The 14,709-nt window shown below is 67.4% G+C and carries 12 protein-coding genes; 2 read left to right on the top strand and 10 right to left on the bottom strand.

The annotated features are described in order from the left end of the window. Positions 1-206 precede the first annotated feature (206 nt). Complete coding sequence (locus tag AC5P6E_RS01260; RefSeq protein ID WP_495230619.1) at positions 207-1,112, bottom strand: LysR family transcriptional regulator; 906 nt, start codon at positions 1,110-1,112, stop codon at positions 207-209. 118 nt (positions 1,113-1,230) lie between these two features. Here AC5P6E_RS01260 and AC5P6E_RS01255 point away from each other — a divergent pair, with 118 nt between their 5' ends. After that, positions 1,231-2,004 carry an SDR family oxidoreductase gene (locus AC5P6E_RS01255; RefSeq protein WP_019338817.1) on the top strand — a complete coding sequence of 258 codons (774 nt, stop codon included), beginning with the start codon at positions 1,231-1,233 and terminating at the stop codon, positions 2,002-2,004. Positions 2,005-2,111: 107 nt separating this feature from the next. Here the strand turns inward: AC5P6E_RS01255 and leuB are convergent, their stop codons facing one another. The 9 genes from leuB to ilvC form a co-directional block, all read right to left on the bottom strand. After that, positions 2,112-3,173, bottom strand: coding sequence for a 3-isopropylmalate dehydrogenase (leuB, locus tag AC5P6E_RS01250; RefSeq protein WP_495230618.1), 1,062 nt, complete (start codon positions 3,171-3,173; stop codon positions 2,112-2,114). Further along, positions 3,163-3,741, bottom strand: a complete 579-nt coding sequence (gene leuD / locus AC5P6E_RS01245) for a 3-isopropylmalate dehydratase small subunit (RefSeq protein ID WP_043400186.1) — start codon at positions 3,739-3,741, stop codon at positions 3,163-3,165. Before leuD ends, leuB begins: the two co-directional genes overlap by 11 nt. Further along, positions 3,741-5,159: a 3-isopropylmalate dehydratase large subunit gene (gene leuC / locus AC5P6E_RS01240; RefSeq protein WP_049413322.1), complete on the bottom strand. Its 1,419-nt coding sequence runs from the start codon at positions 5,157-5,159 to the stop codon at positions 3,741-3,743. Before leuC ends, leuD begins: the two co-directional genes overlap by 1 nt. Before the next feature lie 60 nt (positions 5,160-5,219). After that, a complete protein-coding gene (locus AC5P6E_RS01235) occupies positions 5,220-5,999 on the bottom strand; it encodes a class I SAM-dependent methyltransferase (RefSeq protein WP_329836022.1) in 780 nt (259 codons plus the stop codon). A 10-nt stretch (positions 6,000-6,009) separates the two neighbouring features. After that, entirely contained in the window at positions 6,010-7,596 is a 1,587-nt protein-coding gene (locus tag AC5P6E_RS01230) for a 2-isopropylmalate synthase (RefSeq protein WP_019338809.1), read from the bottom strand. After that, positions 7,593-8,684 carry a threonine dehydratase gene (locus AC5P6E_RS01225; protein ID WP_019338808.1) on the bottom strand — a complete coding sequence of 364 codons (1,092 nt, stop codon included), beginning with the start codon at positions 8,682-8,684 and terminating at the stop codon, positions 7,593-7,595. Before AC5P6E_RS01225 ends, AC5P6E_RS01230 begins: the two co-directional genes overlap by 4 nt. Before the next feature lie 96 nt (positions 8,685-8,780). After that, on the bottom strand, positions 8,781-9,032 hold the full coding sequence (locus AC5P6E_RS01220) for an ACT domain-containing protein (protein ID WP_005410947.1): 252 nt from the start codon (positions 9,030-9,032) through the stop codon (positions 8,781-8,783). Further along, positions 9,016-10,752 carry an acetolactate synthase 2 catalytic subunit gene (gene ilvG / locus AC5P6E_RS01215; protein WP_043400196.1) on the bottom strand — a complete coding sequence of 579 codons (1,737 nt, stop codon included), beginning with the start codon at positions 10,750-10,752 and terminating at the stop codon, positions 9,016-9,018. Before ilvG ends, AC5P6E_RS01220 begins: the two co-directional genes overlap by 17 nt. Positions 10,753-10,788: 36 nt before the next feature. After that, positions 10,789-11,763, bottom strand: a complete 975-nt coding sequence (gene ilvC / locus AC5P6E_RS01210; protein ID WP_010480761.1) for a ketol-acid reductoisomerase — start codon at positions 11,761-11,763, stop codon at positions 10,789-10,791. Positions 11,764-12,452: 689 nt separating this feature from the next. Between ilvC and ggt the strand changes: the two genes are divergently transcribed. Beyond that, positions 12,453-14,171 (top strand): gamma-glutamyltransferase, encoded by a 1,719-nt coding sequence (gene ggt / locus AC5P6E_RS01205; protein WP_029550887.1) that lies wholly within the window; start codon positions 12,453-12,455, stop codon positions 14,169-14,171. The last annotated feature ends 538 nt before the right edge of the window (positions 14,172-14,709 follow it).

The raw sequence follows: 14,709 nt of genomic DNA, 5'->3' as shown, positions 1-14,709 counted from the left end.
TGGCGCGGATTGATCTGCTCGCGGGATCTGCTTTCTGTAGAGCCGAGCCATGCTCGGCTGCTCTTCGCGCGATGACGGGATGAGTCGAGCATGGCTCGACTCTACAGAAGCATCCACGCATGGCGTGGATCTACCGCGATTTGCCATCGCTCGGTAGGTGCCAACCTTGGTTGGCACGGATGCATGCATCCACGCATGGCGTGGAGCTACTGCAGCTGCAGGCCGCTCCGCAGCACCGGCAGCAGCCATTCGATGAACACCTGCACGCGCAGCGCACGGTGGTGCCGATGCGGTTGCAACAGAGTCACCGGCAACGGCTGCGCCACATACTGCGGCATCACTTCCACCAGTTCGCCGGATTGCAGTTCCGCCTGCACGTCGTAGCGCGGAATCTGCAGCAAGCCCAGTCCGGCTACGCAGCACGCGATCGACGCCTCCGCGCTGTTCACCCGCACCCAGCCGGGCATCGGCAGCGTGCGCAGCTGGCCGCCGTCCTGCCACTCCCACGGTTCCACCCGTGCCGTGGTCGGCGACGCATAGTTCACCGCGCGGTGCTGCTGCAGGTCGGCAGGATGCTGCGGTACACCGTGCTCGCGCAGGTAGGCCGGCGCCGCAACGTTGACGAAATCCAGCTGCCCCAGCGTGCGCGCCACCAGGCTGGAGTCACCCAGCTGGCCGACCCGCAGCACCGCATCGCAGCCGTCTTCGATCAGGTTCACCGCGCGGTCGGTCATGCCCACGTCGACTTCCACCTGCGGATACTGCGTGAAGAACCCTGGCAGCGCCGGAGCGATGATGCGACGGCCGATGCGACTGGGCACGTCGATCTTCAGCAAACCGACCGGTTGCGCGTCGTCCTGGCGGAACAGCGATTCGGCGTCTTCAACCTCGGCGATCAGGCGCAGGCAGCGGGCATGGAACACGTCCCCATCATGGGTGGTGGACACCCGACGGGTCGAGCGCTGCAGCAGGCGGGTGCCGAGCCGCTGCTCCAGCTCCGCAATGGCTGCCGAGACGGTGGAGCGGGGGAGGCCGAGCTGGTCGGCGGCGCGGGTGAAGCTGGCGCACTCCACCACCCGGGTGAAGATGCGGAAGCGATCGATCCGGTCCATTGTTCGCTGGCTCTGGAAAGTTAAGTCAAAGTGGCGGGCTTTATCCGCATTTTCTGCACGATATCGTCGTCAGGGCAGGGTTGCCACCCCGGGCAGCCTCCTCCCCGAGACCGAAGCCATGACCGACCATTCCCTCAAGGGCAAGACCGTGCTGATTGCCGGTGGCGCCAAGAACCTGGGCGGACTGATCGCCCGCGACTTCGCCGCACAGGGCGCCAAAGCCATCGTCATCCACTACAACAGCGCCGCCACCCAGGCCGATGCAGAGGCGACCGTCGCCGCCGTGCAGGCCGCCGGCAGCAAGGCGGTGGCCCTGCAGGGCGACCTGACCTCGGCGGCAGCGATGGAGCGTCTGTTCGCCGATGCCGTGGCCGCAGTCGGCCGTCCCGACATCGCCATCAACACGGTCGGCAAGGTATTGAAGAAGCCGCTGCTGGACATCAGCGAAGCGGAGTACGACGAGATGAGCGCGGTCAACGCCAAGGCCGCGTTCTTCTTCCTCAAGGAGGCTGGGCGCCACGTCAATGACGGTGGGCGCATCTGCACCCTGGTCACCTCGCTGCTGGGCGCGTTCACGCCGTTCTATTCCAGCTATGCCGGTACCAAGGCGCCAGTCGAGCACTTCACCCGCGCGGCGTCGAAGGAGTTCGGTGAGCGCGGCATTTCGGTGACCGCGATCGGCCCCGGTCCGATGGACACGCCGTTCTTCTACCCGGCCGAGAGCGCCGATGCGCAGGCGTACCACAAGACCGCGGCCGCGCTGTCGGCGTTCACCCGCACTGGCCTGACCGATATCACCGATATCGTGCCGTGGATCCGCTTCCTGGTCACCGATGGCTGGTGGATGACCGGGCAGACGATTCTGGTCAATGGTGGGTACACCACCAAGTAACGCAGCCACGCATGGCGTGGCTGCCTGCTACCTGTAGCGTCGAGCCATGCTCGACTGCTGTTGAATGAGCCGGGCATGGCTCGGCTCTACAGGCGTTGCCCGATGGGTCAGCGCAGCTTGGCCAGCACCGCGTCGGTGGCTGCAGCGGTGCTGACCGCCTGGCCCTTGGCCGCGAGGTCGGCAGTTAACACCCCATCATCCAGCACCGCATGCACGGCCGCTTCCACCGCGGCGGCTTCGGCTTCCAGGCCCAGCGAATGGCGCAGCAGCATCGCCGCGCTGAAGATCGTTGCGTACGGATTGGCGATGCCCTTGCCGGCGATGTCCGGGGCTGAACCGTGGATGGGCTCGTAGATGCCCACGGCGCCCGGCTCACCCAGCGAGGCCGACGGCAGCAGGCCCAGCGAACCGGCCAGCATCGAGGCTTCATCGGTGAGGATGTCCCCGAACATGTTCTCGGTCACGATCACGTCGTACTCGCGCGGCTTGGCCAGCAGGTGCATGGCCATCGAATCGACCAGCTGGTGCTCCAGGGCAACGTCCGGGAACTCCTCGCGGCCGATGCGCGCGGCCACGTCACGCCACAGGCGCGAGGTTTCCAGTACGTTGGCCTTGTCCACCGAGGTGACCTTGCCGCGACGCTGCTGCGCCAGGCGGAAGGCACTGCGCAGCACGCGTTCGATCTCGGCCACGGTGTAGCGGCACAGGTCGCTGGCGCTGTCGGCGTCGCGGGTCTTGTCGCCGAAGTAGATGCCACCGGTCAGCTCGCGCACCACCACGAAGTCCACGCCCTGCAGCAGCTCGGCCTTGATCGGCGAGGCATGCAGCGCGGCTTCGTGGGTGCGCACCGGTCGCAGGTTGGCGTACAGGCCCAGCGCCTTGCGGATCGCCAGCAGGCCCTGTTCGGGGCGCACCTTGGCGTTCGGGTCGGACCACTTCGGGCCGCCAACCGCGCCCAGCAGCACGGCGTTGGCGGCCTGGCAGGCAGTCAACGTGGAGGCGGGCAGCGGTTCGCCATGACGGTCGATGGCGATGCCACCGATGTCGTGCTCGCTGAAGGTGAAGGTGTGGTTGAAGCGTTCGGCGACGGCCTTCAGGACGGCCACTGCCGCGGCGGCCACTTCCGGGCCGATGCCATCACCGGGCAGGACAACAATCTCAGCGTGCATGCTCACTCTCGTAACGTTCGATTTCAGGGACACGGCCCAACAGATACCCCAACTGGTCGACGCCTTCCAGCAGGCAGGTCTGCGAGAAGCCATCCAGCGGGAAGGAATAGACGCGGCCATCGGGCGCGCGCAGTTCGCGCGCAGCCACGTCGATGGTCAGCTCATCGTCCGGGCGCTGCATCAGCGCCTGTACGTCGGCCTCGTCCAGCACGATCGGCAGCAGGCCGTTCTTCAGCGAGTTGCCGCGGAAAATATCTGCGATCTCGCTGCTGACGATGGCACGCAGGCCCAGGTCGGTCAGTGCCCACGGCGCATGCTCGCGCGAGGAACCGCAGCCGAAGTTGCGGCCCGCCAGCAGGATGCTGCGGCCGGCGTTGTGCGGCTGGTTGAAGGCGAAGTCAGCCACCGGCGAACCGTCGGCCTGCCAGCGCCAGTCATTGAAGGCGTTGCGGCCCAGGCCGGCACGTTCGGTGGTGGACAGGAACCGCGCCGGGATGATCTGGTCGGTGTCGATGTTGGTCTGGCGCAGCACCACACTGGCCGAGGTCAGGGTACGGAAACCGGCCATCACGCCACCTCCTGTGCGAACAGTTCGCGGGTATCGGCAACGTGCCCGTTCACAGCGGCCCACGCCGCGCTCATCGGCGACGCCAGCAGCGTGCGCGAACCGGGGCCCTGGCGGCCTTCGAAATTGCGGTTGCTGGTGCTCACGGCCAGCTGGCCGGGTGCGACCAGATCGCCGTTCATGGCGATGCACATCGAGCAGCCCGGCTCGCGCCACTCGGCACCGGCCGCGCGCACGATTTCGTGGATGCCTTCGGCCTCGGCCTCGCGCTTGACGATCTCCGAGCCCGGCACCACCAGCATGCGCACGCGGTCAGCGACGCGGCGGCCGCGCAGGACCTGCGCGACTTCGCGCATGTCGCTCAGGCGGCCATTGGTGCACGAACCGACGAACACCACGTCCACCGGCGTACCGGCCAGCGCCTTGCCCGCCTGGAAGTGCATGTAGTCCAGGCCCTTCTGTGCGGCGGCATCGTTGGCCGCCGGAATCGGCGCGTCCACTGCGATGGCCGTGCCCGGATGGGTGCCCCAGGTAAGGGTCGGGCGGATGTCGGCGGCGTGGATGTGCACTTCGCTGTCGAAGCGTGCGCCGTCATCGCTGCGCAGCTGCTGCCAGCGCGCCACGGCAGCGTCGAAGTCGGCGCCCTTGGGGCCGCGCGGCGTGCGGGCGACGAAGTCGAAGGTGACCTGGTCCGGCGCCACCATGCCGGCACGCGCGCCGGCTTCGATCGACATGTTGCACAGGGTCATGCGCTGTTCCATGTCCATCGCTTCGATGGTGCTGCCACGGAACTCGATGACGTGGCCGGTGCCACCGTTGACGCCGATCACGCCGATGATGTGCAGCACCACATCCTTGGCACCGACGCCTGGCGCCAATGGGCCATCAACGGTGATGGCAAAGGTCTTGGCCTTGCGCTGCAGCAGGCACTGCGTGGCCAGCACGTGGCCGACTTCGCTGGTGCCGATGCCGAAGGCCAGCGAACCGAACGCACCATGGGTGGAGGTGTGACTGTCGCCGCAGACGATGGTCATGCCCGGCTGGGTGAAGCCCTGTTCCGGCGCGATCACGTGGACGATGCCGCGGTTGTCCGAGGCCATGTCGAACAGCTCGATGCCATGCTCGGCGCAGTTGCGCGCCAGCGTGGCGACCTGTGCCTCGGAGGCGGCGCTGGCATAGGGCAGCGTGCCGTCAGCGGCGGCCGGCAGGGTCGGCGTGGAGTGGTCCATCGTCGCCTTGGTGCGGTCCGGGCGGCGCGGCGACAAGCCGCGCTCGCGCAGCTCGGTGAACGCCTGCGGCGAGGTCACCTCGTGGATCAGGTGCAGGTCGATGTACAGCACGGCGGGCGCGCTGTCGGATTCGGGAACCACCACGTGGGCGTCCCACAGTTTGTCGTACAGGGTGCGGGGTGCGGAAGTCATGCGTATGCCTGGCAGAAGTACGAAATAGCGAACATCAGTAAAGAAAGCGGAACGGTCAAGTCAGCGACGGCGGGCGAGCACGCGCAGCCGCACGTAGTCCGCCAGCGGCTGGCCGGCGGCATTGCGCGGCAGCTCGGCCAGCAGCGCGGTGGCGGCCTCGCGCACCGTAGCGCGTGCCTCGTCTGGCAGGTCGTCCAGCAGCGGCGCGGCGAAGACGCGCAGCCAGCCGGCCACGCCGGTCGGCAATGCCGTTGGGCGCGGCGTGCACTCGATCAGTTGCACCTGGAAGCCATGCTGGCGCAGGCGGTCGGCGTAGGCATCGGCCGTCGGGAAGTACCACTGGAAGGCGCTGGCGCCATGGCCGTGCGCCACGCGTGCGGCCTGCACGGCCGCGATGATCGTGGCCACGTTGCCATGGCCGCCGAACTCGGCGACGAAGCGGCCACCGGGGCGCAGCGCGCGGCGTACGCCTTCCAGCACGCGGTCCGGGGTGCCCATCCAATGCAGTGCCGCGTTGCTGAACACGGCATCGAACTCGCTGTCGAACGACAGTGCGTGGCCGTCCATCACCTGGGCATCGACACCGCGCGCGCGGGCGGCGATCACCAGTTCCGGCGAGGCATCCACGCCGTGGATGCGTGCGCCGCTCAGGGCCAGTTCGGTGCTGAGCACGCCATCGCCACAGCCCAGGTCGAGGATGCACTCACCGGCGCGCGGGTCGAGCAGGCGCGAGACCGCGCCGCCGAGCAGCGGGACGAAGCCGGCGTCGATCGCATAGTCCTGGGCGTTCCACTGCTGGCCAGCGGCGCTGGCCGGGGTGAAGGTGTCGAAGGCGCTCATGGCGGGTTCCTCAGGCGGTGGCAGGGGTGGGAACGTCGGTGCTGTTGTGGGCGGTGGCCTGGCGCTGGCGCAGCAGGCGGTTGGCCACATCCAGCCAGGCCAGCGCGGAGGCTTCGATGATGTCCTTGCTGGTGCCGGTGCCGTCGTACTCCACGCCTTCGTGGCGCACGCTCAGGTTGGCCTCACCGCGCGCATCGGCGCCGATGCCGACGCTGTGCACGTGGTAGCTGTCCAGCATCAGCTGCACGCCGGTGGCGGCCGACAGCGCGCCGAACAGCGCATCGACCGGGCCATCGCCCTGCGCGGTCTCGGCCACGCGGTTGCCGTCCGGGTCGGACAGTTCGACCAGCGCGTTGGCGCGGCTGCCGACATCGCTGATGGTCATCGAGGCCAGGCGGTAGCCCTGCGCGTTGGAGCCGCCCTGCATCAACGTCTGCAGGTCGGCATCGGTGACCACGCGCTGCTGTTCGCACAGGCCCTTGAACTGCTCGAACACCAGTTTCAGTTCGTCTTCGTCCAGCCAGAAGCCCAGCGCACGCAGGCGCGCTTCAACAGCGGCGCGGCCACTGTGGCGGCCCAGCACCATCTGCGAGTCCTCCCAACCCACGTCTTCCGGGCGCATGATTTCGTAGGTACCGCGATGGCGCAGCATGCCGTGCTGGTGGATGCCCGATTCGTGGGCGAACGCGTTGGCGCCGACGATGGCCTTGTTGCGCTGTACCGGCATGCCGACCAGGCGCTGCAGCAGCTGCGAGGTACCGACGATGCGCGGGGTGTTGATCGAACTGTCCTGCTCGTAGAAGGCCTGGCGCACCTTCAGCACCATCGCGATCTCTTCCAGCGAACAGTTGCCGGCGCGCTCGCCGATGCCGTTGACGGTGCACTCGACCTGGCGCGCGCCGCCTTCGATGGCGGCCAGCGAGTTGGCCACGGCCAGGCCCAGATCATTGTGGCAGTGCGCGCTGAAGATCACGTTGGCGGCGTTCGGTACATCGGCGACGCCGGCGATGACCTGCTGGAACATCGCGCGGATTTCTTCCGGCGTGGTGAAGCCGACGGTGTCGGGCAGGTTGATGGTGGTGGCGCCGGCGGCGATCGCTACGCGCGAGACCTCGATCAGGTAGTCCAGCTCGGTACGGGTGGCATCCTCGGCCGAGAATTCGACATCGTCGATGTAGGAACGCGCCAGCGCTACATGCTTGCGTACCGACTCCAGTACCTGCTCGCGGGTCATGCGCAGCTTGTGCTCGCGGTGCAGCGGGCTGGTCGACAGGAACACGTGCAGGCGCGGATTGGCGGCCGCTTCCAGGGCCCGTGCGGAAGTTTCGATGTCGGCCTGCAGGCAGCGCGACAGCACCGCCAGGCTCAGGCTCGGGCGGCGCAGTTCGCGGCCGATCAGCGCCATTGCCTCGCGGTCGGACTGCGAGCTGGCCGGGAAGCCGGTCTCGATGATGTCCACGCCCAGTTCGTCCAGCGCACGCGCCATCACCAGCTTCTGCGGCGGGCTCATGCTGCAGCCGGGGGACTGCTCGCCGTCACGCAGGGTGGTGTCGAAGATGCGGATGCGCGGGGTGGTAATTCGTTCGATGGTGGTCACAGGGAAATCTCCTCGACAGCGGGCGTTGCGGCTTGCAGGTGGGAAGGGGGAGAGGTGGGGGAGGACGGCGCGCTGGCCCTGGCGGGCGAGCGGGGTGTTTCGCTGCGCCGTCGCCGCGGTTTGCGTGGCGGGCGCGGCCGGATGTCGGTGAGCAGGCCGGCCAGTACGCCGGCATCGATGTTGCCGCCGGACACCACCGCGCACTTGCGGCGGCCGGCAACGCGGCGGCCGGCAGCCAGCGCCAGCGCGCCGGCGCCCTCGGCGATGATGTGTTCTTCCAGTGCCAGCCGTACCAGGGTCTCGCGCAGCTCGGCTTCGCGCACGATCACCAGATCGTCCAGCAGCGAGGTGCACAGGCGGCGGGTCAGGAAGCCGGGGATCTTCACCCGCACGCCATCGGCCAGCGAGGCGACGGGGGCGATCTCACGGACATCGCCGCGGATCGCGCGCGCCATCGAGTCAACGCCTTCCACCTGTGCACCCACCACGCGCACGCCCTGTGATTTCAGTGCCAGTGCAACGCCGGAGGCCAGGCCACCGCCGCCGATCGGCACGATCACCACGTCCGGCGCGTGCGCGGCCAGCTCGATGCCGACCGTGCCCTGGCCGGCGATCACATCGGCATCGTCGAACGCGGACAGGAAGCGGTAGCCATGGCGCTGTGCCAGTTCGACCGCGAAGGCGTAGGCCTCGTCGTAGCTGTTGCCGTGCTGGCGCACGGTCGCGCCCCAGTGGGCGACGCCGGCGATCTTGGTGGCGGGCGCGCCATGCGGCATCACCGTGATGGCCGGTACGTCCAGACGGTAGGCGGCCCAGGCCACGCCCTGGGCGTGGTTGCCGGCCGAGGCGCAGATCACCGGCCGGGTGTCGCCGCGCTCGCGGCCGGCCAGCAAAGCGTTCAAGGCGCCGCGCACCTTGTAGGAACCGGTGCGCTGCAGATTCTCCAGCTTCAGCCAGGTGCCGAAGCGCTCGGCATGGTGCAGCGGGGTGGGCGGCAGGAAGCGGCGCAGGCGGGCCTGCGCTGCCAGAACGTCGGCAACGCTTACGTCGCCGACATCGCTTTCCTGGCTGGCATCAGCGGCCGGCATGGGCCACCAGCGCGGTGCCGAAGACCGCCGCGTGCGGGCACGGGCGACGAAGAAGACGCCTCCGTACCGGCACCGTGGTCGCTACGGTACGGGTGTTCATGGCGATACTCCTTCCACGGCGGTGACCTGTACGGACACGCAGTCGTAGATCTTCTCGATCTGCCGGCACAGCGTTTCCGCCGGGCGCTGGCCATCCACCACCAGCTGCAGGTGCCAGCGGCCATCGTCGGCGGCCACCGGCGCACCGCTGATCGCACGCGGCGCGAAGCCGCGACGCTCGGCCATGCCGATCACGCGCAGCAGCGCGCCTTCGGCCGGGTGCAGCACCAGGTCAAGCCGGTATTGCATTGGGGGTCTCCTGGCGGGCATGGGCGGGGTTGCTTTCCAGCATCGTGCTGTTGGCGGTGTTCGGCGGCACCAGCGGCCACACGTTGGCGCGTGCATCGATGGCCACGTGCAGCAGTGCCGGGCCCGGTTCGGCCAGCAGCGCGGCCAGGCCGCCTTCCACGTCGTCGCGGTTGTCGACGCGGGTGGCGGCGATGCCAAACACCTGCGCCAATGCCACGAAGTCCGGGTTGTCGGACAGGTCGATCTCGCTGTAACGCTCGGCGAAGAACAGCTCCTGCCACTGCCGCACCATGCCCAGCGAACTGTTGTCCAGCAGCACGATCTTCACCGGCAGGCGGCAGCGGGCGATGGTCGCCAGCTCCTGCACGTTCATCATGAAGCTGCCATCGCCGGACACCAGCACCACGGTGCGGTCGGGGCAGGCGAACTGCGCGCCCATCGCCGCCGGCAGGCCGAAGCCCATGGTGCCCAGCGCGCCGCTGGTCAGGTGGTTGCGCGGGTGGTTGAAGCGGCAGTGCTGGGCCACCCACATCTGGTGCTGGCCGACATCGCAGGCGATCACCGCATCGGCCGGGGCCAGCTCGCTCAGGCGCTTCAGCAACGCCGGCGCGTAGATGTGCTGGCCGGGTGCATCGTAGCGGGCCGCGAAGCGATCGCGGTGCTGCGCGCAACGCTTGCGCCATGCATCCTGGTGGGCCCTGGGGGAGGGGAAGGCCGCACGCAGGGCACGGATGGCATGGCCGACATTGCCAGGCACGGCGACGTCGGCGCTGCGCAGCTTGGAGATCTCGTAAGCGTCCGCATCGATGTGGACGACGCGGGCGAATGGCGCGAACTCGGCCAGCTTGCCGGTGGCGCGGTCATCGAAGCGCGCCCCCAGCACCAGCAGCAGGTCGCTTTCCTGCACGGCCATGTTGGCCGCGCGGGTGCCATGCATGCCCAGCATGCCCAGCGACTGCGGATGGCTGGCCGGCAGCGCACCCAGGCCACGCAGGGTCATCACCGTGGGGATGGCGCTGGCCTCGACGAAGTCGCGCAGGTCCTGCACCGCATCACCCAGCGCGATGCCGCCACCGGCGTAGACCACCGGCTTCTCGGCCGCCGCCAGTGCGGCGATCGCCTCGGCGATGGCGGCCTCGGCCGGCGCCGGCGGCGGTTCGACGCTGCTGGGCACATGCACCGGCAGATGGCTGGCATCGGCCAGCTGCACATCCTTGGGCAGGTCGATCAGCACCGGGCCGGGACGGCCCTCGCGGGCGATGCGGAAGGCATCGGCCACCACGCGCGGCAGATCATCGACGCTGCGCACCAGCCAGCTGTGCTTGACGATCGGCATCGTCAGGCCGAACACATCCAGTTCCTGGAAGGCGTCGGTGCCCAGCAGCGGCGTGCCGACCTGGCCGGTGATGCAGACCATCGGCACCGAATCCAGCATCGCGTCGGCAATGCCGGTGACCAGATTCGAGGCGCCGGGGCCGGAGGTGGCCACGCAGACGCCGACCTGGCCGCTGGCGCGGGCGAAGCCATTGGCCGCCAGCGCTGCACCCTGCTCGTGGCGCACCAGGATGTGCTTCAGCGACGAATCCACCAGCGCGTCGTAGAACGGCATGATGGTGCCGCCGGGATAGCCGAACAGCGTGCGGACGCCCTCGGCCTCCAGCGCCTGGGTCAGCCAGCGCGCGCCGTTGGGCGGCGCGCTGCGGTGTGTGGGAGAGTTCATGGGGGACCTTGCAGAGCGGGTGGGGGTGCCGCGTTGTTACGCGGCTTGACCTTGCAACCAGACCATCTTGGCGCGCAGTTCCTTGCCTACCTTCTCGATCGGGTGTTCCAGGTCGGCCTGCTTGAACTTGTTGTAGTTCGGCAGGCCCGCTTCGTACTCGGCCACCCAGTTCTTGGTGAAGGTACCGTCCTGGATGTCCTTCAGCACTTCCTTCATGCGTGCCTTGGTGCCGGCATCGATCACGCGCGGGCCGCTGACGTAGTCGCCGTACTGCGCGGTTTCGGAGATGAATTCCAGCATGCGCGAGATGCCACCTTCGTAGAACAGGTCCACGATCAGCTTCAGTTCGTGCAGTACTTCGTAATAGGCGATCTCCGGCTGGTAGCCGGCTTCGACCAGGGTCTCGAAACCGGCCTGCACCAGCGCCGAGGCGCCGCCACACAGCACCGCCTGCTCACCGAACAGATCGGTCTCGGTTTCTTCCTTGAAAGTGGTCTGGATCAGGTTGGCGCGGGCGCCGCCGAGGCCGGCTGCATAGGCCAGGGCGTACTCAGCCGCCTTGCCGCTCTTGTCCTGGTAGACCGCCCAGATGCACGGCACGCCACGGCCGATTTCATACTCGCGGCGGACCAGCGCGCCCGGGCCCTTCGGTGCGACCAGTACCACGTCGAGATCGTCACGCGGCTTGATCATGTCGAAATGAACGTTCAGGCCGTGCGCGAACAACAGCACCGCACCCTGCTTCATGTTCGGCGCCAGCACGTCGTCGTAGAGCTTCTTCTGCACCATGTCCGGGGTCAGCACGGCGACCAGGTCGGCATCCTTCACCGCATCGGCCGGTGCTTTCACGGTGAAGCCATCGGCCTGTGCCTTGACCTCGGTCGGGCCGCCCGGACGCAGGCCTACCACCACGTCGAAGCCGGATTCGCGCAGGTTCAGTGCGTGGGCGCGGCCCTGGCTGCCGTAGCCGATGACGGCGATCTTGGTCTGGGGCAGGTCGTTGGTGCTCATGGGGGAGGTTCCTTGCGGTGGGAAGAAAAAAGAACGGCCGGTCGTCGAGGTGACGTACCGGCCGGTCAGGGGAAAGCGGTGGAGGAGGCGCCATGCGTCGCACAGGCACAGCCACCACGAGGCGTCGTGGCGGTGCTGGTCCAGGTTTTGAAGTTGGCGTTGTTCATGGTGGTTGCGTCTGAAACCAGGTCCTGAAATGAAAAAACCCGCACCTTGGCGGGTGCGGGTTTTGATGAGTTCCGGTGTGTTTGTTGCTTACACGCTGGCTCGTCCCGCACCTGTTGGTTGGGTAATAAGTACGAGCACAAGAATCGAACGCAGCGAAGCGGCGCCGGTGTCGGCGGCTTCGATGTGGGTTCGCGGTGGTGTGTTGTGATGCAACATGTGATCGAGAGAAACACAGCCATTTCGGCGCTGTCAACCCTCGCGACGGATTTTCTATCGGTTTCTGGCGCATCCAGCGCAATCGCTTGCGGCACAAGGATGGTTGCCGCTGAAAGTGTTTCGGTGAACCCGAATTCACTCCTTTCAGGGCGGTTTTTGCGCGGAATCCGGGCTGTTTTCGCCTTGCTGGGTGCGGGCCTGGGTCCGCACCCACCGAAAGACCATCGCCCATGACCTCTGCCCGATACCGCGTGAAGGCCGCAGCGGCGAAGATCGGAGCACCACCCTTCCATCGGAACCCGACCGTGTCCCGACGCCTTGCCCGTTCCCTGCTCGCCACCGCCGTGCTCGCCGCCATGCCTGCACTGTCCTTCGCCGCCGACCGCATTACCGGCCAGACCTTCGCCACTCGTTCGGAGGTGATCGCCCCGCACGCGATGGCCGCCACGTCGCAGCCGCTGGCCACCCAGATCGCGCTGGACGTGATGAAGGGCGGCGGTTCGGCAGTGGACGCGGCGATTGCCGCCAACGCCGCGCTCGGCCTGATGGAGCCCACCGGCAACGGCATCGGCGGCGACCTGTTCGCCATCGTCTGGGACCCGAAGACGCAGAAGCTCTATGGCTACAACGGCTCGGGCCGCTCGCCGAAATCGCTCACCCTGGCCGAGTTCCAGCGCCGTGGCCTGAAGGACATTCCGGCCACCGGCCCGCTGCCGGTGTCGGTGCCCGGCGCGGTCGATGGCTGGTTCGCGCTGCACGAACGCTTCGGCCGCAAGCCGATGGCCGACAACCTCGCGCCGGCCATCCGCTACGCGCGCGAGGGTCACCCGGTGGCTGAAGTGATCGCCTACTACTGGGACCGCTCTGTGCCCAAGCTGTCGCAGTACCCGGGCTTCAAGGAGCAGTTCACGATCAACGGGCACGCCCCGCGCAAGGGGGAAATGTGGAAGAACCCGAATCTGGCCAGCACGCTGCAGAAGATCGCGGACGGCGGCCGCGACGCCTTCTACAAAGGTGACATCGCCCGCACGATCGGTGATTACTTCAAGGCCAATGGCGGTTACCTGAGCTACCAGGACCTGGCCGACCATCACGGCGAGTGGGTTGAACCGGTCAGCAGCAACTACCGTGGCTACGACGTGTGGGAGCTGCCGCCGAACAGCCAGGGCATCGCCGCGCTGCAGATCCTCAACGTGCTGGAAGGCTACGATTTCTCGAAGATTCCGTTCGGCTCACCCGAGCACGTGCACCTGTTCGTGGAAGCAAAGAAGCTCGCGTTCGCCGACCGTGCACGCTTCTACGCCGACATGGCCTTCCAGCCGGCACCGGTGCAGAAGCTGATTTCCAAAGAGTACGCCGCGCAGCGTCGCGCGCTGATCTCGATGGACAAAGCGTTGAAGGAAGTGCAGCCGGGTACGCCGAAGCAGCTGGAAGAGGGCGACACGATCTACATGACCGTGGCCGACGCCGACGGCATGATGGTGTCGCTGATCCAGTCCAACTACCGCGGCATGGGCAGTGGCATGGCACCGCCGGGGCTGGGCTTCATCCTGCAGGACCGTGGCGAGATGTTCGTGTTGCAGAAGAATCATCCCAACGGCTATGCGCCGGGCAAGCGCCCGTTCCAGACCATCATCCCGGCCTTCATCACCAAGGGCGGCAAGCCGTACGCCAGCTTCGGCGTGATGGGCGGCGCGATGCAGCCGCAGGGCCACGCGCAGATCGTGATGAACCTGGTGGACTTCGGCATGAACCTGCAGGAAGCCGGCGATGCGCCGCGCATCCAGCATGAAGGCTCAACCGAACCGACCGGGCAGGCCACGGCGATGACCGACGGTGGTGAAGTGAATCTGGAAACCGGCTTCCCGTATGAAACGGTGCGCGCGCTGATGCGCAAGGGGCATCGCATCGTGTTCGCCGACGGCCCGTATGGTGGGTATCAGGCGATCATGCGTGATCCCGAGACCGGGGTCTATTACGGCGCGTCGGAGAGCCGCAAGGATGGGCAGGCGGCGGGGTATTGAGGTTTTCCGTCCACCGGGCTGAGCCCCCTCTGCGGTGGTGGTTCGTGGAAGCGGGATCATGTGATTGGGCCGGGCGGGTGGGCTGTTCGGGGGACGCCGTGAATCCGTCCCTGGAGGCTTGGCAGCCGCTTGCTCGTGTGCGCTGTCCTGCGCACACGGCAAGACCGGGGTTGGGCGTCCTGCCCATGCGGCTCACGCCCCCAGCCAACCCACCCGCCCGGCCCCTGACAGTTTCCTGCGGCCGCCACCGCAGGAAGAGAAAGAAGAAGATCAAGAGCAAAGGCAACAGCAACAGCCGCGCGCTGTGGGTTGGGGTCGGATCCGTTTTCCGAAGGAAAACGGATCCGACCCCTTCTTGTTTTCCGATACACCTGATCCACGCGTGGCGTGGATCTACTGCCGTCACCGGGAAATTGTCGGAGGCGGGGAGGGGGCAGATGGCGGGACCGTCCACGGCATGGATGCCGTGGCCGAGCCTACAAGGACGTACTTGCGGCGTGTCCCGCCATCTGCCCCCTCCCCGCCAAACCAGCAGAAA

The sequence above is a fragment of the Stenotrophomonas sp. YJH_SMC_16 genome (assembly GCF_059367875.1).
This window is presented reverse-complemented; position numbering and strand designations above follow the sequence as displayed.

Excerpts from the sequence above, each read along its gene's own strand:
- ilvC (WP_010480761.1), bottom strand. The coding sequence starts at position 11,763 with ATGAGCACCAACGACCTGCCCCAGACCAAGATCGCCGTCATCGGCTAC.
- AC5P6E_RS01255 (WP_019338817.1), top strand. The coding sequence starts at position 1,231 with ATGACCGACCATTCCCTCAAGGGCAAGACCGTGCTGATTGCCGGTGGC.
- AC5P6E_RS01235 (WP_329836022.1), bottom strand. The coding sequence starts at position 5,999 with ATGAGCGCCTTCGACACCTTCACCCCGGCCAGCGCCGCTGGCCAGCAG.
- AC5P6E_RS01225 (WP_019338808.1), bottom strand. The coding sequence starts at position 8,684 with ATGCCGGCCGCTGATGCCAGCCAGGAAAGCGATGTCGGCGACGTAAGC.
- AC5P6E_RS01260 (WP_495230619.1), bottom strand. The coding sequence starts at position 1,112 with ATGGACCGGATCGATCGCTTCCGCATCTTCACCCGGGTGGTGGAGTGC.
- ilvG (WP_043400196.1), bottom strand. The coding sequence starts at position 10,752 with ATGAACTCTCCCACACACCGCAGCGCGCCGCCCAACGGCGCGCGCTGG.
- leuB (WP_495230618.1), bottom strand. The coding sequence starts at position 3,173 with ATGCACGCTGAGATTGTTGTCCTGCCCGGTGATGGCATCGGCCCGGAA.
- AC5P6E_RS01220 (WP_005410947.1), bottom strand. The coding sequence starts at position 9,032 with ATGCAATACCGGCTTGACCTGGTGCTGCACCCGGCCGAAGGCGCGCTG.
- leuD (WP_043400186.1), bottom strand. The coding sequence starts at position 3,741 with ATGGCCGGTTTCCGTACCCTGACCTCGGCCAGTGTGGTGCTGCGCCAG.
- leuC (WP_049413322.1), bottom strand. The coding sequence starts at position 5,159 with ATGACTTCCGCACCCCGCACCCTGTACGACAAACTGTGGGACGCCCAC.